This window comes from Niallia sp. FSL M8-0099 (genome assembly GCF_038006945.1).
Classification (GTDB): Bacteria; Bacillota; Bacilli; order Bacillales; family Cytobacillaceae; genus Niallia; species Niallia circulans.
In genome coordinates this window covers 1,515,892-1,540,135 of sequence record NZ_JBBOWF010000001.1, presented here as the reverse complement: position 1 = coordinate 1,540,135, position 24,244 = coordinate 1,515,892, and the positions used below count along the sequence as shown (strand labels likewise).

Annotated in this window: 19 protein-coding genes; all 19 read right to left on the bottom strand. The window is 37.0% G+C overall.

The features are described 5' to 3' along the window. Positions 1 to 40 precede the first annotated feature (40 nt). On the bottom strand, positions 41 to 1,264 hold the full coding sequence (dapG, locus tag NSQ92_RS07170) for an aspartate kinase (protein ID WP_095321306.1): 1,224 nt from the start codon (positions 1,262 to 1,264) through the stop codon (positions 41 to 43). 361 nt (positions 1,265 to 1,625) lie between these two features. After that, entirely contained in the window at positions 1,626 to 2,672 is a 1,047-nt protein-coding gene (gene asd, locus NSQ92_RS07165) for an aspartate-semialdehyde dehydrogenase (RefSeq protein WP_341152508.1), read from the bottom strand. Positions 2,673 to 2,938: 266 nt separating this feature from the next. Continuing rightward, on the bottom strand, positions 2,939 to 3,532 hold the full coding sequence (locus NSQ92_RS07160; protein ID WP_047940047.1) for a dipicolinate synthase subunit B: 594 nt from the start codon (positions 3,530 to 3,532) through the stop codon (positions 2,939 to 2,941). A 25-nt stretch (positions 3,533 to 3,557) separates the two neighbouring features. After that, complete coding sequence (gene dpaA / locus NSQ92_RS07155) at positions 3,558 to 4,433, bottom strand: dipicolinic acid synthetase subunit A (RefSeq protein WP_047940046.1); 876 nt, start codon at positions 4,431 to 4,433, stop codon at positions 3,558 to 3,560. Between the two features lie 327 nt (positions 4,434 to 4,760). After that, positions 4,761 to 5,999 carry a M16 family metallopeptidase gene (locus tag NSQ92_RS07150; protein WP_341152507.1) on the bottom strand — a complete coding sequence of 413 codons (1,239 nt, stop codon included), beginning with the start codon at positions 5,997 to 5,999 and terminating at the stop codon, positions 4,761 to 4,763. 268 nt (positions 6,000 to 6,267) lie between these two features. Further along, positions 6,268 to 7,224, bottom strand: coding sequence for a polysaccharide deacetylase family protein (locus NSQ92_RS07145; RefSeq protein ID WP_047940044.1), 957 nt, complete (start codon positions 7,222 to 7,224; stop codon positions 6,268 to 6,270). A 181-nt stretch (positions 7,225 to 7,405) separates the two neighbouring features. After that, positions 7,406 to 9,526 carry a polyribonucleotide nucleotidyltransferase gene (gene pnp, locus NSQ92_RS07140; protein WP_047940043.1) on the bottom strand — a complete coding sequence of 707 codons (2,121 nt, stop codon included), beginning with the start codon at positions 9,524 to 9,526 and terminating at the stop codon, positions 7,406 to 7,408. Positions 9,527 to 9,757: 231 nt separating this feature from the next. After that, entirely contained in the window at positions 9,758 to 10,027 is a 270-nt protein-coding gene (gene rpsO, locus NSQ92_RS07135) for a 30S ribosomal protein S15 (protein WP_016201171.1), read from the bottom strand. 312 nt (positions 10,028 to 10,339) lie between these two features. After that, positions 10,340 to 11,284 (bottom strand): bifunctional riboflavin kinase/FAD synthetase, encoded by a 945-nt coding sequence (gene ribF / locus NSQ92_RS07130; RefSeq protein WP_445669259.1) that lies wholly within the window; start codon positions 11,282 to 11,284, stop codon positions 10,340 to 10,342. Between the two features lie 84 nt (positions 11,285 to 11,368). Further along, entirely contained in the window at positions 11,369 to 12,286 is a 918-nt protein-coding gene (gene truB / locus NSQ92_RS07125) for a tRNA pseudouridine(55) synthase TruB (RefSeq protein ID WP_047940042.1), read from the bottom strand. Positions 12,287 to 12,552: 266 nt separating this feature from the next. Further along, positions 12,553 to 12,918 (bottom strand): 30S ribosome-binding factor RbfA, encoded by a 366-nt coding sequence (gene rbfA, locus NSQ92_RS07120; protein ID WP_047940040.1) that lies wholly within the window; start codon positions 12,916 to 12,918, stop codon positions 12,553 to 12,555. A gap of 22 nt (positions 12,919 to 12,940) precedes the next feature. Further along, positions 12,941 to 13,222, bottom strand: coding sequence for a DUF503 domain-containing protein (locus NSQ92_RS07115; protein WP_047940039.1), 282 nt, complete (start codon positions 13,220 to 13,222; stop codon positions 12,941 to 12,943). Then, complete coding sequence (gene infB / locus NSQ92_RS07110; RefSeq protein WP_095319948.1) at positions 13,219 to 15,390, bottom strand: translation initiation factor IF-2; 2,172 nt, start codon at positions 15,388 to 15,390, stop codon at positions 13,219 to 13,221. The genes NSQ92_RS07115 and infB overlap by 4 nt, the downstream gene beginning before the upstream one ends. Positions 15,391 to 15,409: 19 nt before the next feature. Beyond that, complete coding sequence (locus NSQ92_RS07105) at positions 15,410 to 15,712, bottom strand: YlxQ family RNA-binding protein (RefSeq protein ID WP_016201165.1); 303 nt, start codon at positions 15,710 to 15,712, stop codon at positions 15,410 to 15,412. Continuing rightward, positions 15,709 to 15,993, bottom strand: a complete 285-nt coding sequence (gene rnpM, locus NSQ92_RS07100; RefSeq protein ID WP_341152506.1) for an RNase P modulator RnpM — start codon at positions 15,991 to 15,993, stop codon at positions 15,709 to 15,711. Before rnpM ends, NSQ92_RS07105 begins: the two co-directional genes overlap by 4 nt. A gap of 15 nt (positions 15,994 to 16,008) precedes the next feature. Further along, complete coding sequence (nusA, locus tag NSQ92_RS07095; RefSeq protein ID WP_047940036.1) at positions 16,009 to 17,139, bottom strand: transcription termination factor NusA; 1,131 nt, start codon at positions 17,137 to 17,139, stop codon at positions 16,009 to 16,011. A gap of 81 nt (positions 17,140 to 17,220) precedes the next feature. Beyond that, on the bottom strand, positions 17,221 to 17,694 hold the full coding sequence (gene rimP / locus NSQ92_RS07090) for a ribosome maturation factor RimP (RefSeq protein ID WP_172866010.1): 474 nt from the start codon (positions 17,692 to 17,694) through the stop codon (positions 17,221 to 17,223). Positions 17,695 to 17,969: 275 nt separating this feature from the next. Further along, a complete protein-coding gene (locus NSQ92_RS07085) occupies positions 17,970 to 22,292 on the bottom strand; it encodes a PolC-type DNA polymerase III (RefSeq protein WP_047940034.1) in 4,323 nt (1,440 codons plus the stop codon). Between the two features lie 159 nt (positions 22,293 to 22,451). After that, positions 22,452 to 24,158, bottom strand: a complete 1,707-nt coding sequence (locus NSQ92_RS07080; RefSeq protein ID WP_095257539.1) for a proline--tRNA ligase — start codon at positions 24,156 to 24,158, stop codon at positions 22,452 to 22,454. Positions 24,159 to 24,244 lie beyond the last annotated feature (86 nt).

The window sequence follows — 24,244 nt, the reverse complement described above, 5'->3', positions numbered from 1 at the left end:
ACTCCTATTCTCATTTCGATCTCGTTGTATCTATTATTTTCTATTCTATTTCTTTTTCTAACTCAAACGCATCATGTAATACATTAACTGCACTTACTAAATCATCCTGCTTCACAAGCACCCAAATCGTTGCATGGCTATCCGCTGATTGGAGGATGCGAATTCCCTTATTTGAAAGTGCAGTAACAATTTTAAATGTCACCCCAGGTACACCGGCCATTCCAGCACCAACCACGGATACTTTTGCACATTCTTTTTCGATAACTGGTTCATATCCCATATTTTCAAGAACGGCAATTGCTTTGTTTGTCATTTCGTTTGTTACAGTATATACGACACTGTTAGGTGAAATATTGATAAAGTCTACGCTGATTTCTTCATTTGCCATTGCTTTAAAGACTTGCGATTGTAAGTCATACTGATCTTTTTTTGCAAAAACTTTAATTTGGGTTACGTTTGCCACATGAGCAATTCCTGTGACTGGTCTTTCCTTTATGTCACTGCCTCGACTCTCCGCATTACTAGAGGTGACAAGTGTACCAGTCCCCTTTGAATACGTGGACCGTATTCTAATCGGTACTTTTGCTTGCATTGCTATTTCCACTGCTCGTGGGTGAATAACTTTTGCTCCTTGATAAGCCATATTGCAAACTTCCGAATAGGTAACAACAGATAGCGGACGAGCATTTTCTGCAATTCTTGGATCTGCAGTCATAATACCTTCTACATCTGTAAAAATGTCAATATATTCTGCTTGAAGTGCTGATCCTAAAGCAGCCGCAGATGTATCACTTCCGCCTCTGCCTAAAGTAGTTGTATCCCCATTGGGCGCTGCCCCTTGGAAACCAGCTACTACTACAACATCATGATTTTTTAATTCTTCAAGAACACGGCTGCAATCCATTTCCATAATTCTTGCATTCGTAAAATCATTATTTGTCTTAAATCCAGCTTGAGCACCTGTTAATGCAGTTGCCGAAACTTGATTTTCTAGTAATAGTTGCGTAAACACAACACTTGAAATAATTTCGCCGCATGACATTAATAAGTCGTTTTCTCTTCTGCTGATACTTGATTCTGATCCGCCGACTAAAGACAACAATGTATCTGTTGCATAAGGTTCTCCTTTTCGTCCCATCGCAGAAACAATTACTACTACTTTATATCCTTCATTTAATGCATCCTTAATATGATCTTTTGCTTGAATTCGGCTTTTTTCATCTCTAACGGATGTTCCGCCAAATTTTTGAACCATGATTTTCACAATAAACACCTCTGAACACTTTCTTAAAGAGTGTAATATAAGGGTGCCTTTTCTAAAACAAATTTGGGGAATCTACTTTTAAAAAGATTTCCCCTTCCATCATTTTACTAGGAGGATCCCTTGTTGTTTTAACTTTGATGATTTTTTTCCATCCAAAATGAGCACACTTATTTAAATGATTCCCTAAATAGAATTCTATTTAAGGAATCATTTAATAATAAGAAAGACAAGATTTTGGCACCATTATTTAGGCTTGTGTCCAAACTTGTACTTCCTGTATGTAGAATAAAATAGAAATCTACTTACAGGTAATTTTCCTGCATACTAAACCTCTACAGCCTTGTCTTTCTTCACTAGTCCATTAAACTAGCCCTAATTTAATTAGACTTTCAGCAATTTGTACAGAGTTCCATGCGGCACCTTTTAATAGATTATCGGAAACAACCCACATATGGAAACCGTTTTTCACATCTAAATCTTGACGAATACGACCGACAAATACATCATTGCTTCCTACGCAATCTGCAGGCATCGGATATACTTGATTACTTGGATCGTCTTGAAGCACGATGCCAGGAGCATCAGCTAACAAGGATTTAATTTCTTCTACTGTTACTTGATCATTGTCTAATTCAAAGTAAACAGATTCAGAATGACCTGTTGCTACTGGAATGCGGACACATGTTGCTGCAACCTTTAAGTCATCTGCATGCATTATTTTCTTTGTTTCATTGATCATTTTCATTTCTTCATATGTGAATCCATTATCAGTAAATACATCAATTTGCGGTACTGCATTGAATGCGATTTGGTAGTGCTTTTTATCACTCTTAACTGGTAGAATCTTCGGCTCAAACTCTTCTTTATTAAGAATTGCTTGTGTCTGGCTGTTCAACTCTTCGACAGCAGCAGCACCTGATCCAGATACAGCTTGATAAGTGGATACTAATACTTTCGAAAGACCAAATTTTTCTTTTAACGGCTGTAAGGCTACGACCATTTGAATCGTAGAGCAGTTTGGATTTGCAATAATTCCATTGTGCTTGCGAAGATCCTCTTCGTTTACTTCAGGAACTACTAATGGCACGTCTTTGTCCATACGGAATGCGCTTGTATTATCAACAACAATTGCCCCATGTCTTACTGCATGTGGTGCAAGTTCTTTCGATACACCACCGCCAGCGCTGAATAATGCGATATCAATTCCTTTAAAGCTATCTGGTGTTGCTTCTTGTACGATAATTTCTTTATCTTTATACTGAACCTTTGTTCCTGCTGAACGTTTAGAGGACAAAAGTGTTAAAGTCGAAATCGGAAAATCTCTGCTCTCTAATGTTTTAATCATTTGTTGACCAACAGCCCCTGTTGCTCCCACTACTGCTACGTTAAATCCTTTTAATTGCTCCATTTAAGGTTCTCCTTCCAAAGGCTTTCTCTTAATAATAATAGGCAAGCATTACGCTCCGCCTTAAATAATATTATCTATTTTAACATATTCAAGCAGCAATAAAAGAAACTTTTATCAGATTCTTTCAAAAAACACCGATTGGCGCTATAAAGTTCCTTGTGGAAGTCGACAAGCGCCTTTTTACGGTACGTCTTATTATCAGTCTACCATTCTTTTTCAAAGAACGTGATTTATATGCCTTTTTTAAATAATCATGTACTTTCCTGTTAATCTAAATATTTTTCCACTATTACTGGTTGAATCTGTTTATATTCTAATGCTGCTTCAATAGTTTCTGCAAGCATAGACATTCTTGCAACCATAGAATTTGGCTTTTTCTCAGGATCATCTTGACCGAATGGAATAAAGAAAATATTCTTCGTTGCCATTAATCGCATCAGATTAATCCCATTTAATCCTAACGCATCATTAGTAGAGATTCCCAATACCACAGGCTTTTGGTTTCTTAATGTCGCTTTTGCTGCCATCAAAACTGCATTATCTGTCATCGCATTTGCAAATTTACTCATACTATTTCCAGTTAATGGGGCAATTACCATACAATCAAGAGGTGCTTTCGGTCCTAGCGGCTCTGCTGCTACAATACTATCGATTATTTTCTGTCCTGTTATTTCTTCTATTTTACTAACCCAATCTTTCCCTTTTCCAAAACGAGTATCCGTATTTTTTACATTTCCTGTTACAACTGGTACAACTTCAGCTCCTTGTGCCACTAACTTTTCTACTTGTGGTACTACTTCCTCATACGTACAGTGAGAACCTGAAATTCCAAACCCTATTCTTTTTCCTTGTAAACTCATGATTCTATTCTCCTCTCATTGCCTGCTATTGTTCATCCAGTAATTGAGCTAAGACATCTGCCAATATATTTCCCGCTGTTTTCGGAGCTACAATACCTGGTAAGCTCGGCGCAAGTAATGCCTTAACTCCTCTTTTTTCTGCGTATTGAAAATCTGTTCCGCCTGGTTTAGATGCCAAATCAATCACCAATGTATGCAATGGCATTTTTTCAATGACATCAGAAGTTACGACAAGATGGGGAATTGTATTTATACAAATATCAATATCATCAACCGCAATCTGTAAATCATCTAAATGTACTGGGGTTAATCCCATTTCGATAATGCGAGCAATATGTTCACTTTGACTTGCTGCGACCTTTACTTTCGCTCCTAGGGCATGAAAAGCACGTGCAACACTCATGCCTACACGACCCAGCCCGAGAACAATAACATTCGAGCCATGAATCGTTGTGTCTGTATGTTGAATTGCCATCATTATTGTACCTTCGACAGTTGGAATAGAATTTAAAATTGCTACATCATCTCGGTTAAATAATTGAACTAATGATCGATTCGTTTCTTTAATAAGCAAATTTAAATAATCATTCGTTATTCCTGAATATATGATGCAATGCTCAGGGGTTTTTTCTACTATTTTTTTCGTTAAAAAAACCTTCTCATTCGAAAAGATTGTATCAACTTGCCCATTTAGGTCTGTTCCTCGAACGGGTAAGATAATAGCATCTATTTTCGAAAAATCTACGTTATCGATTTTTTCTTTTGTAGCACCAGTGAATGCATGGTCCAATTGCTCGAAGCCAATTAATGAAAGGATTGCTTGTAGTTCTGTTAATTTGCGAACAATTTCAAGCTGCCTTGCATCACCGCCGATAACCGCGATTTTCATCCCTTTCAGCATGAATATTTCACCTTCTTTTTTAAAGATCCTGTTTTTCATAGCTCGCTACTTCAACATCTTATGTGATTATCTAATATTAGGTGAGTTGTTTACCGCAATTCCTTAAAAAGATGGTTACTTTCCTTATCTATTATAGATAACGATGAGAATGTATGATTTGGTTGGTATCTCCTTTTAGTGGACAGGTATTTTAAGAAGAGAGTTATTGCAACTCCTTTATAATGGGAGTAGCAAAAAAATGGTTTTATTAGTGGTCATACATAAAAAAACTAGGATTCAGAAGGGAATTCTGTTTCCTAGTTCTTTATTTATATAATATGTAGCTTTTTATTGCAGTGCTTTTGGTAATTGTCCGTCTGGGCTGATTAAAGAGACAGAAAAGGTGTCAGTGAATATATCATTTGCCATTTGATCAACTTCTTCTTTTGTGACACGATCGATATCGGCAATGATATCATCTAAGGAACGGTGTTTACCTAATAAAAGTTCATTTTTACCATTTCTGCTCATGCGGCTATTAGTGCTCTCTAAGCTTAGCATCAAGCTGCCTTTTAACTGCTCTTTACTATTAAGAAGTTCCTTTTCGGTAATTCCTTCTTGTTTCAAGATAGCAAGCGTATTTTGAATGGTATCAAATAATTCATCTAGCTGCTTAGCTCCTGTACCTCCATAAATTGTTACTATTCCACTGTCTTGGTATGCGGAATGATAAGAAAATACAGAATAAGCTAAACCTTTTTGTTCACGTACATCTTGGAATAATCGACTACTCATACTGCCCCCAAGAATATTATTCAAAGAAACAAGTGTATACATTTTCTCATGCCCCACCTGCAACCCATTAAAACCTAAGCATAGATGTGCTTGCTCTGTTTCCTTTTTGCGTGAAAAATTATTGGCATGGAAAGAAGGCTTTACTATTTCTACTTCGGATTTACCGGCTTCATATGCCCCAAAGTATTTTTCTACTTCTGAAATAAACGATTCGGTAATATTCCCTGCGATCGAAATAACCGTATTCTCTGGTGTATAATGATTAAACATATACTCTCTTAGCGTATCTCCATTAAACGTAGCAAGTGTCTCTTCTGTTCCTAAAATCGGATAGCCAAGTGGATGTTTATCATAAATTGCCTGACTCAATAAATCATGAACAATATCATCAGGTGTATCATCATACATTTTAATCTCTTCACAGACAACATTTTTCTCTTTCTTTAATTCTTCCTCATCAAATGTCGAGTTAAAATACATATCTGCTAACACTTCTAACGCCATATCAGCATGTGTATCTAACACCTTTGCGTAATAACAAGTATATTCTTTTGAAGTAAAAGCATTTACCTGGCCGCCAATACTATCAAATGATTCTGCTATTTCTCTCGCACTACGTGTTTTTGTTCCTTTAAAAAACATATGCTCTAAAAAGTGAGATACCCCATTGTTTTTTTCATCTTCTTTGCGAGATCCTGTACCAATCCATACGCCAATAGCAACGGAACGTACTGTTGGAATATTTTCCAATACAATTCTTACTCCATTTTGGCAAGTATATCTTTTGATCAATTATGTTCCTCCTGTTCTTCTACCAAGTTGCAAAAAATAGCTGCGACTGCTAGTATATCTTATTCCTCTTATTTTTTCCAAAATATTGTTTTAATATAATGATAACATATCTCCGTTTTAAAAATGAAATAGCGAATAGTTCCTTTTAAAAGGACGGACAGCCTTTATTTTCCATTTTCTTTCATGTAGATGTTGTTTTTCTTCTATAAGAAGTAGCATCTAATAAAACGTTTTCTCCTTATAGAATACTATAAGATGAACCGAACTACTATTTTTTTGTTTTTATGCTTTCTCGCTCTTCACTAAGCATGTCGCTAACTGTATCGATTTTATATCCTTTATTTTTGATTTCGGTAATTAAACGTTCAAGGCTATTTGTAGTAACTTCCGTTGGATGCATAAGGATTAGAGCCCCATTATGGACCTTTCCTGTAACTCTTTTAAGCAATGTATCAGGACTTGGTTTTTGCCAATCAATCGTATCCACAGACCATATTACTGTTTTAAGCTTTTGTTGAGCGGCAATTTTCACTACTTCATTATTAAAATATCCACTTGGCGGTGCTAATAATGTGATTTGCTTACCAGTTGTAGCTTCAATGACATCATTTGTTTTTACGATTTCCTCATGAATTTTACTACTGCTAATTTTACTCATATCTGGATGGGTATAGGAATGATTTCCGAGTTCATGTCCTGCTTCTGCAATCATTTTAGCAAGATCTGGATTTTTCTGAACCCATCTGCCTTCCAAGAAAAAACTCGCCTTGACATGATGCTTTTTTAAGGTTGCTAGTATGTCAGGTAAAAATTCATTTCCCCATGCTACATTTATAATAAAGCTTACCATTTCTTTATCTGGATTTCCTTTATAAATAGGAGCAGGTGGCAAATCATTTAGTGTAACTTCTGGTTTCACTTGCTTAAAAATTAGTTTTTGTTCATTGAATTTCTTCTCTTTTTTCATATTCTTGTAAGAAGCATCAATATCCACAGTCAGCCCATTTAATCCAGGAATAGCTTTCCATACAGGATCTAGCTTGGCATCAATCGGCTTCTTTTCGTAGTCTTTTGCTTTCTCGCTTATCGTCGTATATAAAGAGTTATTTGCTGTCACTGAGACAGCGTTTTCTTGTAAAGTACTAACATATGTATCAGCCAACGGATTATTAACTAAAAACCAAGAGATGACCAGAATTCCTATAAGTGAAACTGTTTTTTTCATCACCTTTCCCTCCCTAGTTACTACCATATGATAGGAAAGGACAAGGTAGAACGCCGAATGACGGAGTTAGCTTATCCTTTTCCCCTATTATTTTGTTCAAAATGTTCCTTTTCATTCCATAAAAAAATACCCGCTAAAAAACATGAGTCTTTTTTGGCGGGTACCCTTTATTATACTTTTATTAGTTTTTTGCATTCTCAGCTTGTTCTTTTTGTTCTTTCAAAACAGCTTTACGAGATAAATTTACTCTTCCTTGTTTATCAATTTCTGTTACTTTCACAAGGATTTCATCACCGATTGCTACTACATCTTCTACTTTGCCAATTCTTTCTTCAGCAAGCTCTGAAATATGAACAAGTCCATCTTTTCCATTGAAGATTTCAACGAACGCACCGAATTTCTCGATTCGTTTTACTTTACCAAGATACATTTGTCCAACAACAACTTCACGAACGATATCTTCGATAATTTGTTTTGCTTTGTTATTCATTTCATCATCGACAGAAGAAATGAATACTGTGCCATCTTGCTCAATATCAATTTTAACGCCAGTTTCTTCAATGATTTTATTGATTTGTTTACCACTTGGTCCAATAACATCACGAATTTTGTCTGGGTTGATGGACATCATTAAGATTTTTGGCGCATAAGAAGATAGTGATTCTCTAGGTGTATTGATTGTTGCCAGCATCGATTCAAGAATTTGCATGCGGCCAATCTTAGCTTGCTGTAATGCTTCTTCTAAAATTTCACGAGACAATCCATCAATTTTAATATCCATTTGAAGTGCCGTTACCCCTTTAGAAGTACCAGCTACTTTAAAGTCCATATCTCCTAGATGATCTTCCATCCCTTGAATATCTGTTAAAATACTGTAATGTTCACCAGATTTAATCAGTCCCATTGCAATACCAGCAACCGGTGCTTTAATTGGAACCCCAGCATCCATCATAGCAAGGGTACTTGCACAAATACTAGCCTGTGAAGTTGAACCATTGGATTCTAATACTTCTGATACAAGGCGAATCGTATATGGGAAATCTTTTTCAGAAGGGATAATTGGTTCTAATGCTCTTTCCCCTAGTGCACCATGACCGATTTCTCTTCGTCCAGGTCCACGCATTGGTCCTGTTTCACCAACACTGAAATTAGGGAAATTATAGTGATGCATGAATCTTTTTTCTTCTTCTACCCCAAGACCATCCAGTATTTGCACATCTCCTAAAGCACCTAATGTACAAATACTTAATGCTTGAGTTTGTCCACGAGTAAATAGACCTGAACCGTGTGTTCTCGGTAATAAATGCACTTCAGAAGATAGTGGACGAATTTCTTCCAAGCCACGTCCATCTGGACGAACCTTGTCTTCTGTAATAAGACGACGAACTTCATTTTTCACTAATTTATCTAAAATAGCTTTCACTTGTTTTAAATCTTCTTCTTCTGTTTCTTCTGCTTCATATTTTGCAATGACAGAATCTTTTACTTCTTTAATAGCTGCTTCACGAGCATGCTTTTCTTGTACACGAATAGCATCTAGCATTTCGCTTTCACATAATGCGCGCACATCTGCTTCGATGTCTTTATTTAATTCGTATAGTACAACTTCCATTTTTTCTTTGCCAATCTCTTCTGCAATTTTTTCTTGGAATGCAATTAGGCGTTTAATCTCATCATGTCCAAACATAATTGCTTCAAGCATTACTTCTTCTGGAACTTCATCGGCACCAGCTTCAACCATGTTGATTGCATCTTTTGTACCTGCAACAGCAAGGTTAATATCACTTTTTTCTGCTTGCTCAACCGTTGGATTGATGACAAATTCTCCATCGATTCTTCCAACATAAACACCAGCAATTGGTCCCCCAAATGGAATATCAGAAACAGATAATGCTAATGACGATCCAAACATTGCGGCCATTTCTGATGTACAATCTTGATCCACGCTCATTACTAAGCTGACTACCTGCACTTCATTACGGAAGCCATCTGCAAATAATGGCCGAATTGGTCGATCGATTAAGCGGCTTGCAAGGATTGCTCTTTCACTTGGGCGGCCTTCTCTTTTAATGAAACCGCCGGGAATTTTACCAACCGCATATAGACGCTCTTCATAATTTACTGTTAATGGAAAGAAGTCTAAGTTCTTTGGTTCTTTTGAAGCAGTTGCTGTGCTTAATACAGCCGTATCACCGTATCGTACAAGTACTGCACCATTTGCCTGTTTTGCTAATTGTCCAATTTCAACTGTGAGCTTTCTTCCAGCCCAGTCAATGGAATAGACATGCTTATCTTGTCCCATTCATAAACCCCTCTCTACTCATTCACTTCATGGAGGTTTCCGGTTAAGAACTACCTAAAACCTGCGTTATTTTATAAAATAAAAAATATTATCCTTAAATTTCTCTTCTACTAGTATACACATTTTATATAACTAAAAAACGAAATTAATTTATGTAATCTATACTAATCATATGTTAAATTCGCATTTATTTACAATAAAAAAGCGGGAAAAATATCCCGCTTTTTTTAACTATCTACGTAGACCAAGTTTGTTAATTAAAACACGGTAACGTTGAACGTCTTTATTACGTAGGTAAGTTAAAAGATTACGACGTCTACCTACCATTTTCAAAAGACCACGACGTGAGTGATGATCCTTTTTATGTGTACGTAAATGTTCATTCAAATTATTGATTGACTCAGTAAGGACAGCGATTTGAACTTCTGGAGATCCAGTATCGTTCTCATGCGTTTTGTACTCATTGATAAGTTCGTTTTTACGTTCTTGAGTGATTGCCATCCTGTTTCACCTCCTAATTCTATTACACTAATCCCCAATTACCGAGCAAAACGTTGGTGATTCGATTTTGCCAAGCAAAGGTTGTTTTTAGTACGTCTTTAAGAATAACTGTTTTCTTTGGAAAAATCAAGACATAACCTTTTATTTTTTTATAAACAAAGAACATAAAAATAGAATCTGAAAAAACTTCATCTTATTGTATTTCTAGCCAGTCCTGCTATTCATTAGTTTCTTTCCATTTTTTATTAGGATATATTTTTTAGTATATCCTAATCTTTTTAGAAATATTCAGGTTACTTTTCTTTTTTCTTATCATGCCTTTTCATAAAAATATTGTAAGGCGGTTTGCTTGTCTTTTTCAATTTGGGCTACTAGTTCATCTATGCCATTGAATTTTTGTTCGCTTCTAATTCGTTTATGCCATTCAACGATTACGGAATGACCATAAATATCTTGATGAAAGTCAAAAATATGGACTTCGATACTAATTTTTTTTTCATCAGGCTGGAAGGTTGGTTTTGTACCGAGGTTACATACACCCTCATACCATTGATCATTGACAAAGAATCGTACTGCATATACACCTAACGGCGGCAAAATGACATCGCTAGTTGATTTCACATTTGCAGTAGGAAAACCAATCGTTCTACCACGTTTGTCGCCATGGATGACCGTACCATTTACTGAATAGTATCTACCTAAAAGAGCAGGTACCTTTTCCATTTCGCCATTATTTATAAGAGAGCGAATTAAAGTAGAACTTACTTTCTCACCTCCAAAGGTCTCTTTCCCAATAATTGTTGTTTTGTATTTACCTCGTGAATGTATAGAAAGAGTCTCAGCTGTTCCTTGAGCTTTCTTTCCATAAGTGTAATCAAAACCAGCTACTACATGTTTCACATTTAAACCAATTAAATACAAATCAACGAATTCTTGAGGAGGTAAGCTAGCAAACTCAATCGTAAAATCGACAATAAATAAATAATCGATTCCCAAGTTTGCTAATTGTTCTACTTTCGCTTCAAAAGATGTTAAGTAATCTACTTTTTTTGTTTTTCCACCTAATACGATAGAAGGATGGGGGTCAAATGTCATCACCGCACTGCTCCATCCATTTTCATCTGCCACTCTTTTCGCTTCGCCAATGACCTTTTGATGGCCAAGATGAACTCCGTCAAAGGAACCTAATGCTATAGAAATTGGCGGATTATCATGCTCTTTATTTCGTTCTGAATGGTTTATTCTTACTATCTTCACTGTGCTACTCACCTTTTCTAACAAATTTCTTTTTTTCTCATTTGTCGTTAAACTTTCTTTCAAGGTGAACGAGAGCATCAATGGTTACTCCAAGATTTTTAATATTTTGGACGGTTTGATTAATCCTTGTTTTGCTGGATGCTGAACATATATAGCTAACGCTTCACCTGTTGTTGTTTGAATGACAATTGGTTCCTGTTCATTTAGTAGATGAGCAGGAGTTTCTAATACCGTTCCGTTTCGTACCTTCATTGCTAATGTATCATTTATTTCATATTTCGGCAAATGTAAAAGCGCGTCTTCAAGCGGATAAATAAAGTTTTTCAGCTTCCCATTTTCTACATATTCCTCTAGTTCTTCAAATGTTACACACTCTTGTTTCGTAAAGGCTGCAGAACGTGTCCGGCACAAGTCTGACATATGGGCAGGATACCCTAATTTTTCTCCAATCATAACAGCAAGTGTGCGAATATAGGTACCTTTACTACAGCTTACTTTAAAACGAAAAGATACGGTATCTCCCTGTAACACTTGCCATTCTTCGATTAATTCTAAGGAGTAAATGTTTACTTGCCTAGAAGGACGGTCAATCACAATCCCTTGTCTAGCATATTCATAAAGCCTTTTCCCATTTACTTTAACAGCAGAATACATGGGTGGTGTTTGTGTGATTTCTCCTGTTAGCTCTCGTAAAATCGCTTCTATTCTATCTCGCGTAATAATTTCCGCTACTTTTTTCTCCTCGACCTTTTCGCCAGAACGATCTTCTGTTGTTGTAGAGTACCCTATCGTTACCTCTCCTACATATTCTTTTCCTGCGTCTGTTATATATTCAGCTACTTTTGTTGCTCTTCCTAAACAAATTGGTAATACACCCGTTACATCCGGATCCAATGTTCCAGTATGACCGACTCGTTTCATATGTAAAATCTTCCGCAAACGAAAAACACAATCATGGGAAGTAAGCCCCTTAGGCTTCCATAACGGTAAAATCCCTTCCATATACCTCATCCTTTATTCATTTTATGGAAAAAAACGCTTAATCTTGAGTCCTCAATTGTAATATAATTTAAAAGTCTTTTGACTCCTGCTGGAATTGAGGGAAATCCACAGGCATAGCCGAGGAGACTCCTATCTGTCCAGCAGAAAAGCAAGTTCCTGGAGCGGAATTCAACGGGCTCCATTTCCACCGCTTATAAAAAAACTCCTATCGCCCATCCATAAGTATCATGGAAAAAGTCCGATAGGAGCAAGTTTATGTTACATCATTATCTTTCGTCATCACTGGACGGATTTTCTTTTGCGATTTGATGCAATAATGTATCAATTCTATTTCCGTAATCTATCGACTCATCAAATTCAAACGTAATTTCAGGCGTTTTGCGTAAACGAATTCTTTGTCCAATTTCAGAACGGATAAATCCTTTCGCTTTTGCCAGCCCTTTTAGTGTATTTTCCCGTTGCTCTTGGTCGCCAAGTACAGAAATATACACAGTTGCTTGTTGAAGGTCACCAGTAACATTAACATCTGTAACTGTTACGAAACCAATGCGAGGATCCTTTATCTTACGGCTAATAATCTCGCCTAGTTCCTTCTTCATTTGTTCACCAACACGATTTGGTCTTAGACTCATCGCGCAATTCACCTCATTTTTTTTAAAGCCATTCTATATCTGTTATGGTTCTCTCTATTTCAGGAAAAGAATCAATAAACTGCTGTGTCTGCTGCAGTACACCTTCAGCTGAAACTCGCGCAGAAGCAACGGTAACAACAGCAATTTTTGTTCTTTGCCAAGTATCTTGATACCCGACTTCTGAAATAGAGATATTAAATCTTTGCTTTAAGCGGGTCATAATTCTTTGCAGAACCGCCCGCTTTTCTTTTAATGAGTGGGCATCATAAATAATGCATTCCACTGACATTAATCCAACAATCATTTGCGCTCAATTTCTTCCATTACATATGCTTCGATAATATCGCCTTCTTTAACATCGTTAAAGTTTTTGATGGTAATACCACATTCGTAACCTTGAGCCACTTCTTTTGCATCGTCCTTGAAACGTTTTAATGCATCGATTTCCCCTTCGAAAATAACAACACCATCACGAATCAAACGAATACCGCTGTCTCTTGTAATTTTCCCGTCCGTTACATAAGAACCTGCAATGGTACCGATTTTAGAAACCTTGAATGTTTGACGAATTTCCGCTTGACCAATAATCTTTTCTTGGAACTCAGGATCAAGCATCCCTTTCATCGCTGCTTCAATTTCTTCAATAACCTTATAGATAATACGGTGTAAGCGTACATCTACTTCTTCAGCATCTGCGGCTCTTTTTGCGTTTACGTCTGGACGTACGTTAAATCCAATTACAATCGCATTTGATGCTGCAGCAAGGGTAATATCGGATTCGTTAATCGCCCCTACACCTGTATGGATGATTTTTACGTTTACGCCTTCTACTTCGATTTTATAAAGAGCAGCTGCTAACGCTTCTGCTGAACCTTGAACATCGGCTTTAAGAACGATATTAATATCTTTCATTTCCCCTTGTTTCATATGTTCAAACAGGTTGTCTAAGCTGATTCTTGTTTTTTCAGATCTTTGCGCTTGAATCGCTTGCGTGGAACGAGCTTCCCCGATTTGTCTTGCGGTTTTCTCGTCTTTGAAAACAACAAAACGATCACCAGCTTGAGGAACATCGTTTAACCCAGTGATTTCAACTGGTGTTGATGGTCCTGCAGTTTTAACTCGGCGGCCAAGATCATTAACCATTGCACGAACACGACCAAATGTGTTCCCAACTACAATCGGATCCCCAATATGCAATGTACCATTTTGTACAAGCAATGTTGCTACCGAACCTTTTCCTTTATCTAATTGTGCTTCAATAACAGTACCAACTGCATTACGGTCTGGATTTGCTTTATACTCTTCTACTTCTCCTACTAAAAGAATCATTTCAAGCAGAGAGTCAATACCTTCACCTGTTAAAGCGGAAAGTGGAACAAAGATAGTATCCCCACCCCAAGCTTCAGGTACTAATCCATGTTCTGTTAATTCTTGCATTACGCGATCTGGATTAGCGGTTGGTTTATCCATTTTATTAACAGCAACGATAATTGGAACCTCAGCTGCTTTGGCATGGTTGATTGCTTCAATTGTTTGTGGCATAACACCATCATCAGCAGCAACAACAAGGATAGTGATATCAGTGATTTTCGCACCACGTGCACGCATTGTAGTAAAAGCTGCGTGTCCAGGTGTATCAAGGAAAGTAATTTTCTTGCCATTCTCCTCAATTTGGTATGCACCAATATGCTGGGTAATACCACCAGCTTCTCCTGCTGTTACTTTCGTATTACGTATGCTGTCAAGCAATGTTGTTTTCCCGTGGTCAACGTGTCCCATAATGGTCACAACAGATGGACGCTCTACTAATTCTGCGCCTTCTTCATCTGCAAAGTATACTTCTAGGTCTGTCGTATCGATTTGGATTTCCTCTTCGACCTCTACACCATAATCTGTACAGATTAATTCAATTGCATCTTTATCTAATTCTTGGTTGATTGTTGCCATCACACCAAGAAGGAATAATTTTTTGATGATTTCAGATGGTTCACGATGCAATTTCTTTGCTAATTCAGCAACGGTTAAAGACTCACTGAATGTAATTTTCTCTGGTAATTCTTTTTCCTTTTTCGGAGCTGGCGGTGCAGCTGGAGCAGTATTCTGCTTCCCTTTACGATTGTTGTTTCTATTTTTATTGTTGTTATTATTATTATTTTTTGGTTTGTTAAAACCTGGCTTATTATCTTTAGTATTTTTCACAGATTGATTTACTTTCCCCTTTTCAGCCATTTCATCGCTTTCTTTTTCATACTCGTCCGCGATATTTTTAGCAGCCACTTTTGCAGCTGGCGCTTTTGGCTTATTTTCTTCGTTCTTTTTATTATATATGCTATCTAATTTTTTTACTGCGTCCTCTTCCAGTGTAGTCATATGGTTTGAGACTTCTATGTTCATCTCTTTTAATTTTGCAATAACATCCTTGCTTGAAATGTTATATTTTTTTGCGTATTCGTATACTCGCACTTTACTCATCATTTCACCCCCGCTAGAATTAATCGAGCAGCGTTAAAAGTTTTTTTGCAAATCCATTATCCAAAACAGCGACAACCACTCGTTGTTCTTTCCCTATTGCTTTACCTAGGATTTCCCGATTTGAAACAAGCTTCACTGGTACTTTATAGGAACGACATTTATCAGTGATTTTCTTTGTCGTGTTTTGTGACGCATCTTCCGACAATAATATTAGCTTTGCATTACCGCTTCTAATTTCTTTAACGGTCAATTCCTCACCTGAGGTTATTTTCCGTGCTCGATTTGCTAAGCCAAGTAATGACATCCACTTGTTATCGTTCATTTGGATTGTCTTTGCTCCTTATCTATTAGTTCTAACAGCTCGTCATAAACTGTATCATCTACAGTAACTTCAAGCTGGCTAGAAAGAATATTCTTCTTCTTGGCTAATAGTACTGCTTCTTTATCCAATGAGAGATATGCTCCTCGACCAGATTTTTTTCCTGTTAAATCGATGGATACAACCCCTTCTTTGGAACGAACGATGCGAACTAGTTCTTTCTTCGGCTTCATTTCACCAGTAGCAACACACTTACGCATTGGTACTTTTCTTGGTTTGTTCACACACATTCACCTCTATCACTCGAAATCTTCTGTGTTTAAGCGGAAATCATCCTCTTCTTCTACTTCATCATCAAACTTAATCAATGAATTTTCAGTAGGATAAATTCCAGCTTCTCTTGCTTCTGACTCGGATTTGATATCAATTTTCCAGCCTGTCAGCTTTGCTGCCAGACGTGCATTTTGACCTCGCTTTCCGATAGCCAGCGACAACTGATAATCAGGAACAATAACCGTTGTTGCTTTATCTTCTTCGTTTACAATAACTTCTAAGACCTTTGAAGGACTAAGAGCATTTGCAACGAAAACAGTAGGGTCACTTGACCACTTAACAATATCAATCTTTTCCCCTTTTAGCTCATTAACAATCGTCTGTACACGAGTTCCTTTTGGCCCTACACATGAACCTACTGGATCTACCTCTTCGTTCTCAGAATGAACGGAAATCTTAGAACGATCTCCCGCTTCACGGGCAACTGATTTTATTTCAACTGTACCATCATAAATTTCCGGTACTTCCATCTCGAATAATCTTTTAAGTAGCCCAGGATGTGTTCTAGACACAAAGATTTGGGGACCTTTTGTTGTCTTTTCCACTTTTGTCAGGAAAACTTTGATGCGATCATGCGGTTTATAATGCTCATTCGGCATTTGTTCATTTGTAGGTAAAATCGCTTCAATTTTGCCTAAGCTGACGTAAATAAATTTACTGTCTTGGCGTTGAACAATGCCTGTCATGATATCTTCTTCGCGATCAATAAATTCAGAATAAATAATTCCTCTTTCTGCTTCGCGAACTCTTTGTGTTACTACTTGTTTAGCAGTTTGTGCCGCAATTCTGCCAAAGTCTTTTGGCGTTACTTCCAACTCTACTACATCTTCCACTTCATAGTTCGGATTAATTCTTTGTGCATCTTCTAAAGAAATTTCAAGACGTGGGTCAAACACCTCATCTACTACTTCTTTTCTAGCAAATACACGCATAGACCCAGCACCTAGATTCAAATCAATTCGTACATTTTGTGCTTGGTTAAAATTACGACGGTAAGCAGAAATCAAAGCTGCTTCCATGGCATCCATGATCACTTCACGTGATATTCCTTTTTCTTTTTCAAGTAACACTAGAGCATCAACTAATTCACTGCTCATGAGCGTGTATCCCCCTTTATTCTCTTTTATGAAAAATTATAATGATCGATTACAAAAGACATTTCATCGATTCTTTATACATTATGAAAAACTAACTGCGAGTCTTGCTTTTGCCACTTTTTCGTACGGTATCACAATTGTTTTCTTTCTAGTTTTAATTTTCACTTCAACTGTTACTGTTTTACCATCAAAAGCTGTTAAAACTCCTTCGAATGTTTTTTCCTTTTCAATCGGTTCATATGTTTTAATATAGACATTTTTCCCAATCGCTTTTTCGAAGTCTTTGTCTTTTTTTAATGGTCGCTCTGCTCCAGGTGAAGAAACCTCAAGAAAATAGTTTTCTGAAATCGGATCGACTTCATCTAACTTCTCACTAAGTTTTTCACTAACGACTGCACATTCATCAATATCTACACCTGTATCTTTGTCAATATATACCCGTAAAAACCAGTTTGGTCCCTCTTTTACATATTCGACATCTACTAATTCTAAGTGTAGTTCATCTAAAATAGGATGTACCATTTCTTCGACTATTTCTGTTACTTTGCTCAAAATTTTTCCCTCCTTAAGCAAGGAACCTTATTATGTTTTTAGAGTCAACTTAGCAGCCTGAAATATGTACTCTTTGTTGCTCATCCATCAAATCAGCGATACCCTTTCCTTTGATTTTAGGAAAAAAACCCTAATACAAACAGGAAAGAGTGGGTTGCCCCACTCTCCATTCGCGAAAGTTATCCTTAGTATTTCCAAATAAACTATACCATAACCACTTCATTTATGCAAATGAAAGTCCGTAGTTTCAAGGTTTCTTCTCTTATTAAGAAAGAGTTTTAGAATAAAGAAAGCTGGTTTTGATCTGGCATATCAGCTAAGCAACCATGATTCTCTAGATATTGCATAATTGTTTTTGATACTTTTCCACGTTGCTGTAAATCCTCTTTTGATAAGAATTCACCATCTTTTCTTGCTTCTACAATATTAATGGCAGCATTTGTCCCAAGTCCAGGAATACTGTTAAATGGCGGGATAAGAGAGTTTCCTTCAATAATAAATTCAGTAGCACTTGATTTATATAAGTCCACTTTCTTAAATGTGTATCCTCTTTCTACCATTTCAAAAGCAAGCTCCATTACCGTTAATAAGTTTTTCTCTTTCGTTGATGCATCTAACCCTTTTGCCGTAATATCATCGATTACTGCTTTAATACTATGGGATCCTTTTACCATTGCATCAATATCAAAATCATCGGCGCGAACGGTAAAATAAGCTGCATAATATAATAGGGCATGATGCACTTTAAAATAAGCAATTCTTACTGCCATTAAGACGTATGCCGCAGCATGGGCTTTAGGAAACATGTATTTTATTTTTTTACAAGAATCAATATACCATTCTGGTACTTCATTCTTTCTCATTTCCTCTTCCATTTCATCTGTAAGGCCTTTTCCTTTACGCACGCTTTCCATAATCTTGAAAGCGAAACTTGGATCAAGGCCTTGATATATCAAATAAACCATAATATCATCACGACATCCGATTACTTCACTTAAGTTACAAATATTATTATGAATAAGTTCTTGTGCATTTCCTAGCCATACATCTGTACCATGGGACAAACCAGAAATCTGTACTAATTCAGAAAAAGTTGTCGGCTTTGTATCTTCTAACATTTGTCGAACAAATTTTGTTCCAAATTCAGGGATACCAAATGTTCCCGTTTTGCAATAAATTTGTTCTGGTGTTACTCCAAGGGACTCGGTACCACTGAATATTTTCATTACTTCAGGATCATCTGTTGGAATGGTCTTTGGATCAATTCCACTTAAATCTTGAAGCATTCTAATAACAGTTGGATCATCGTGCCCTAGAATATCAAGCTTTAGAACATTGTCATGGATGGAATGGAAATCAAAATGGGTTGTTTTCCATTCAGAATTCCGATCATCTGCCGGAAATTGAATTGGCGTAAAATCGTAGACATCCATATAGTCTGGTATTACAATGATCCCCCCTGGATGCTGCCCGGTTGTACGTTTAACCCCAGTACATCCAGATGCTAATCGATCAATTTCTGCTCCGCGAATTTGTAAATTATTATCATTTTGATATGCCTTTACATAGCCGTATGCTGTTTTATCCGCAACTGTACCAATTGTACCTGCGCGATACACATACTCTTCACCAAAGAGCACTTTTGTATAGTTATGCGCTTTTGGCTGATATTCACCAGAAAAGTTCAAATCAATATCGGGAACCTTATCTCCTTTAAATCCTAGGAAAGTTTCAAATGGAATATCGTGACCATCTTTCTTCAAGCGAGCCCCACAGTTAGGACAATTTTTATCTGGCAAGTCAAAGCCAGATCCAACCGAACCATCGTTAAAAAACTCCGAGTATTTACATTCCGCACAAATATAATGTGGCGGCAATGGATTAACCTCGGTAATCTCTGTCATAGTAGCAACAAAGGAAGAACCAACAGATCCACGCGAACCTACTAGGTATCCATCATCTAACGACTTTTTCACGAGCTTATGGGAAATCAAATAAATTACGGCAAATCCATGACCGATGATACTTTTTAGTTCCTTTTCTAAGCGTGCTTCTACGATTTCAGGTAATTCATCACCATAAATACGCCTAGCCATGCCATAGCTCATTTCCCGCATCTCTTCTTCCGATCCTTCAATTTTCGGTGTATAAAGATCATCTTTGATTGGTTTAATAACATCAATCATATCGGCAATTTTATTAGTATTTGTTACAACTATCTCTTTTGCCTTTTCTTTTCCAAGGAAGCCGAAGCAGTCCAGCATTTCATTTGTTGTACGGAAATGGACATCTGGAAGCTTATGGCGATTAAGCGGATTCGCTCCACCTTGTGAACCGACTAGAATTTCTCGATAGATTTTATCGTTAGGATTCAGATAATGAACATTCCCGGTCGCAACCACTGGTATATCTAATTTATCCCCAAGTTTTACGATATTACCAATTATTTCTTCTAAGGCTTTTTCATCTTGTACTAACTCCATTTCAATTAAATGAGCGTACACCTCTTTTGGCATTACTTCTAAATAATCATAAAATGGCGCAATATCTTCTACTTCTTCTGGAGCCTTCTGCATCATTGCTTCAAAGACTTCCCCTTTATCACAAGCTGATCCTACTAACAAACCTTCCCGGTATTTTTGCAAGACTGATCTCGGAATACGAGGAACCCGATAGAAATAATTAATATGTGCAATCGAAACGAGTTTAAAGAGATTTTTAAGCCCTACCTCATTTTGCGCTAGCACTGTACAATGATATGGTCTTGCCCTTTGATAGGCATTTCCTTGTCCCATATTATCATTTAATTGATTATGATTGGTGATGCCCCTTTCAGCAGCATCTTTCAACATTTTTAAAGCGAGATATCCAGTCGCCTCAGCATCATAAATGGCGCGGTGATGCTGAGTTAATTCGATATCAAATTTTTTCGCGAGTGTATTTAAACGATGATTTTTCATTTCTGGATATAAAAATCTACCCAGTTCCAATGTATCAATGACCGCATTTGTCGATTTAGGCAGTCCTGCCTTCTGATAGCCGACATTCAAAAAGCCGACATCAAAGGATGCATTATGAGCAACTAAAATACTATCGCCTGTCCAATCCGCAAACTTGCGTAAGACAATATCAATTTCTGGTGCGCTTTCTACCATATCATCAGTAATACCTGTTAAATTAATGGTTGTCGCAGAAAGACGATGATGTGGATTGGCAAAAGATTCAAATCGATCGATAATTTCTCCATTATGGATTTTCACTGCCGCCAGTTCAATAATCGTGTTATATACAGCCGAAAGTCCAGTTGTTTCTACGTCGAATACTACATAAGTCGCATCCTCTAAATCGATATCCTTTGGATTATAAGCTATTGGTACACCGTCATCTACTAGATTCATTTCTACGCCGTAAAGAATTTTAACGTCATTTTTCTTTCCAGCACCAAAAGCTTCCGGGAATGATTGCGCAACAGCATGATCCGTGATAGCAATTGCTTTATGTCCCCATTTTTTCGCTTGGCCGACAAGAGTTGCGACAGATGAAACTGCATCCATTTGACTCATTGGTGTATGAAGATGCAACTCAACTCGTTTTTCATCCTCTTTAGCGGTATCCTTCCGCTCAACAGGCTTAATTTCATTTAAGTCATTTCCTATCATCACTAAATCGCGAACGAATGTATCATTTTGAATGCTTCCGCGCGCTCTAAGCCACATACCTTTTTTTACCAATTGGAAAAGAGCTGCATCCTCTTTGTCACGAGAGAACATTTTGACAAGGATAGAGCTTGTATAATCTGTTATTTTAAAGGTTAATAGCGTTCGTCCACTGCGCAGCTCTTTTGTTTCTGCAAAGAAGACATATCCTTGAATCGTAACACGTCTTTCTTCATCGACAATCTCTTCCATACGACGATAATCGCTATCATCCTTGATCGTTAAGCCAATTGTTAATGGACCACTTGGGATTGGCGAATCACCAGCTTCTTTTTCAGCTTCCATCTTCTGAATATCTAATAAAGCTTGTTTTCCTCTTTCCTCATCCTCTTTTTGCTTCGCAAGCAAGAATTGCTCATAATCTGAATTTGATTTTTCTGCTGCTATCTCTGTGTCTAAACTCATTGCAGGAAAACCAAAATATTGATAAGCGTCTGTAATTAAGTTCGCGTATTTACGCTTAATCGCTAAGCCTTCCATTTCATTTCTAACCTGAATTGTCAGCTTATTGCCATTTAATTGCGGCACTTGTTCATTTAATAGTTTTAATAACGGTGGAGAAATTCCTTGCATCTCCTCTATACACGCAGACCAATAGTCTCGAATTAATACATCTGTAACAATTCCATTTCTTACTCGAATATCATACGTAATAGTAGCAATATGAGAAAAACTACTTTTTAACTTGGCAGTAAATAATTGATAGACTTGAAATGGAATGATATCATCAAACAAAAAATGAAAATGCCACTTTTTGGACCGTTTTTCGACAACAATTTTTTCTATACTTGCGTTGCGAAAATGGGAAATATATGAATCATCCGTTAATTGCAATTGTTGCAGCAAAATCTGGAAACGATCTACTTTCCCCTGTATATCACTCATTTATGTCGCTCCTTCCAATCTTGCTTAATTTCTATAAAAAATATTATATCACAGAAATAAATTGTTCTTTTCCTTAATGCAGTTTAGCATACAATCTAAGCTACAAAAAGAAAAAGATTTAGCCGATTGCTAAACCTTTTTCTTTTATCCTGTTTTCGCTTATCCTGCTACTTGTGTTAAGCGGAGAATCGTAGCAGCAAGCTCACTTTCATGTACTTCCAGCATTTCTCCTGTACTTCTGACTTTCACTTCTACGATGCCTTCTCCTGCTTTTTTCCCGACAGTGACGCGAATTGGTAAACCAATTAAATCAGAATCAGCAAATTTCACGCCTGCACGCTCAGCACGGTCATCTACTAATACATCAAAACGATTAGCCTTTAATGCTGCATATAATTTTTCGGATAACTCATTTTGTGTGTCATCTTTTGTATTTACAGTAATTAAATGAATATCAAATGGCGCTACAGCATTTGGCCATACAATCCCTCTGTCATCATTAAATTGCTCCACTATCGCTGCCATCGTTCTTGACACACCAATTCCATAGCAACCCATAATAAGTGCTTGACTTCTGCCGTTTTCATCTAAATAGGTCGCACCCATTGCTTCACTATATCGAGTACCAAGCTTAAAGACATGGCCTACTTCAATGCCCTTAGCAAAAGTAATCGTGCCTTTTCCATCTGGTGAAAGGTCACCTTCTTGAATAAATCGAATATCCGCATATTGATCGACAGTAAAATCACGATCAGGATTCACATTCACATAGTGGTAATTTTCTTGGTTTGCTCCACAAACACCGTTTACAATTGCTTTCACAGCATGATCTGCAATTACTTCAACATCTTTCACGTTAATTGGACCGATTGAGCCAACCTTGCTTCCTAGCACTTCTTCCGTATCTGCATGATCTGCTAATTCTACTACATTTGCTTCTAAAAGGTTCTTCACCTTAATATCATTTACTTCGTGGTCTCCTCGAACTAATACTAGAACAAACTTCTCATCAACTTTAAATAAAAGAGATTTGATACATTTTTCTGCTGCTACGTTTAAGAAAGAAGAAACTTCTTCAATTGTTTTTTGTTCTTTTGTTTCTACTTTTTCTAATTCTTTAGCAGGCTCGTCCGTTTTATCATAGGAATTAATAACTGGAGCCATTTCAATATTTGCAGCATAATTGGATTCCGTTGAGTACGCAATCGTATCTTCTCCAACATCAGATAATACCATGAATTCATGCGTATCCTTTCCGCCCATTGCGCCACTATCTGCAATAACTGCCCGATAGTTTAAGCCGCAGCGCTCAAATATATTGCAATAAGCTTGGAAAATTGAGTCATAAACTTCTCCTAAGCTTTCATGCGAAGAATGGAAGCTGTAGGCATCTTTCATAATAAACTCTCTGCCGCGCAAAATTCCAAAACGTGGTCTTTTCTCATCTCTGAATTTCGTTTGGATTTGATAAAGCGTTAATGGCAAGCGTTTATAAGATTTCACTTCATCACGAACTAAACTAGTTATCACTTCTTCATGTGTGGCCCCAAGAGCAAATTCTCGACTATTACGGTCTTTTAAACGCATTAATTCGGGTCCATAAGTAAACCATCTGCCGGATTCTTGCCATAATTCCGCTTGCTGCAATGCAGGCATTAATAACTCCACTCCACCAGCTGCATCCATTTCTTCACGAATAATTTGTTCAATTTTCTTTATTACTTTGTTTGCTAGTGGCAAATAAGAATAGATACCACTTGCATTTTGTCTAATATATCCAGCTCTTAATAAGAGCTGATGGCTTTTAATATCTGCATCTGCTGGTACTTCTCTTAATGTTGGAATTAACATTTTACTTTGCTTCATCTATCATTGCACCTCTATTATTTATGTTGTTATTAAGTTGTTATGGTGAGATATGTTTTACATCTTTGAGTTGAGTGTCTTGTGCT

Bases quoted from the DNA above. Each gene is read 5' to 3' on its own strand.
- asd (WP_341152508.1), bottom strand. From the start codon at position 2,672: ATGGAGCAATTAAAAGGATTTAACGTAGCAGTAGTGGGAGCAACAGGG.
- NSQ92_RS07160 (WP_047940047.1), bottom strand. From the start codon at position 3,532: ATGAGTTTACAAGGAAAAAGAATAGGGTTTGGAATTTCAGGTTCTCAC.
- dpaA (WP_047940046.1), bottom strand. From the start codon at position 4,433: ATGCTGAAAGGGATGAAAATCGCGGTTATCGGCGGTGATGCAAGGCAG.
- NSQ92_RS07145 (WP_047940044.1), bottom strand. From the start codon at position 7,224: ATGAAAAAAACAGTTTCACTTATAGGAATTCTGGTCATCTCTTGGTTT.
- pnp (WP_047940043.1), bottom strand. From the start codon at position 9,526: ATGGGACAAGATAAGCATGTCTATTCCATTGACTGGGCTGGAAGAAAG.
- rpsO (WP_016201171.1), bottom strand. From the start codon at position 10,027: ATGGCAATCACTCAAGAACGTAAAAACGAACTTATCAATGAGTACAAA.
- truB (WP_047940042.1), bottom strand. From the start codon at position 12,286: ATGGAAGGGATTTTACCGTTATGGAAGCCTAAGGGGCTTACTTCCCAT.
- rbfA (WP_047940040.1), bottom strand. From the start codon at position 12,918: ATGAGTCTAAGACCAAATCGTGTTGGTGAACAAATGAAGAAGGAACTA.
- NSQ92_RS07115 (WP_047940039.1), bottom strand. From the start codon at position 13,222: ATGATTGTTGGATTAATGTCAGTGGAATGCATTATTTATGATGCCCAC.
- infB (WP_095319948.1), bottom strand. From the start codon at position 15,390: ATGAGTAAAGTGCGAGTATACGAATACGCAAAAAAATATAACATTTCA.
- NSQ92_RS07105 (WP_016201165.1), bottom strand. From the start codon at position 15,712: ATGAACGATAACAAGTGGATGTCATTACTTGGCTTAGCAAATCGAGCA.
- nusA (WP_047940036.1), bottom strand. From the start codon at position 17,139: ATGAGCAGTGAATTAGTTGATGCTCTAGTGTTACTTGAAAAAGAAAAA.
- NSQ92_RS07085 (WP_047940034.1), bottom strand. From the start codon at position 22,292: ATGAGTGATATACAGGGGAAAGTAGATCGTTTCCAGATTTTGCTGCAA.
- NSQ92_RS07080 (WP_095257539.1), bottom strand. From the start codon at position 24,158: ATGAAGCAAAGTAAAATGTTAATTCCAACATTAAGAGAAGTACCAGCA.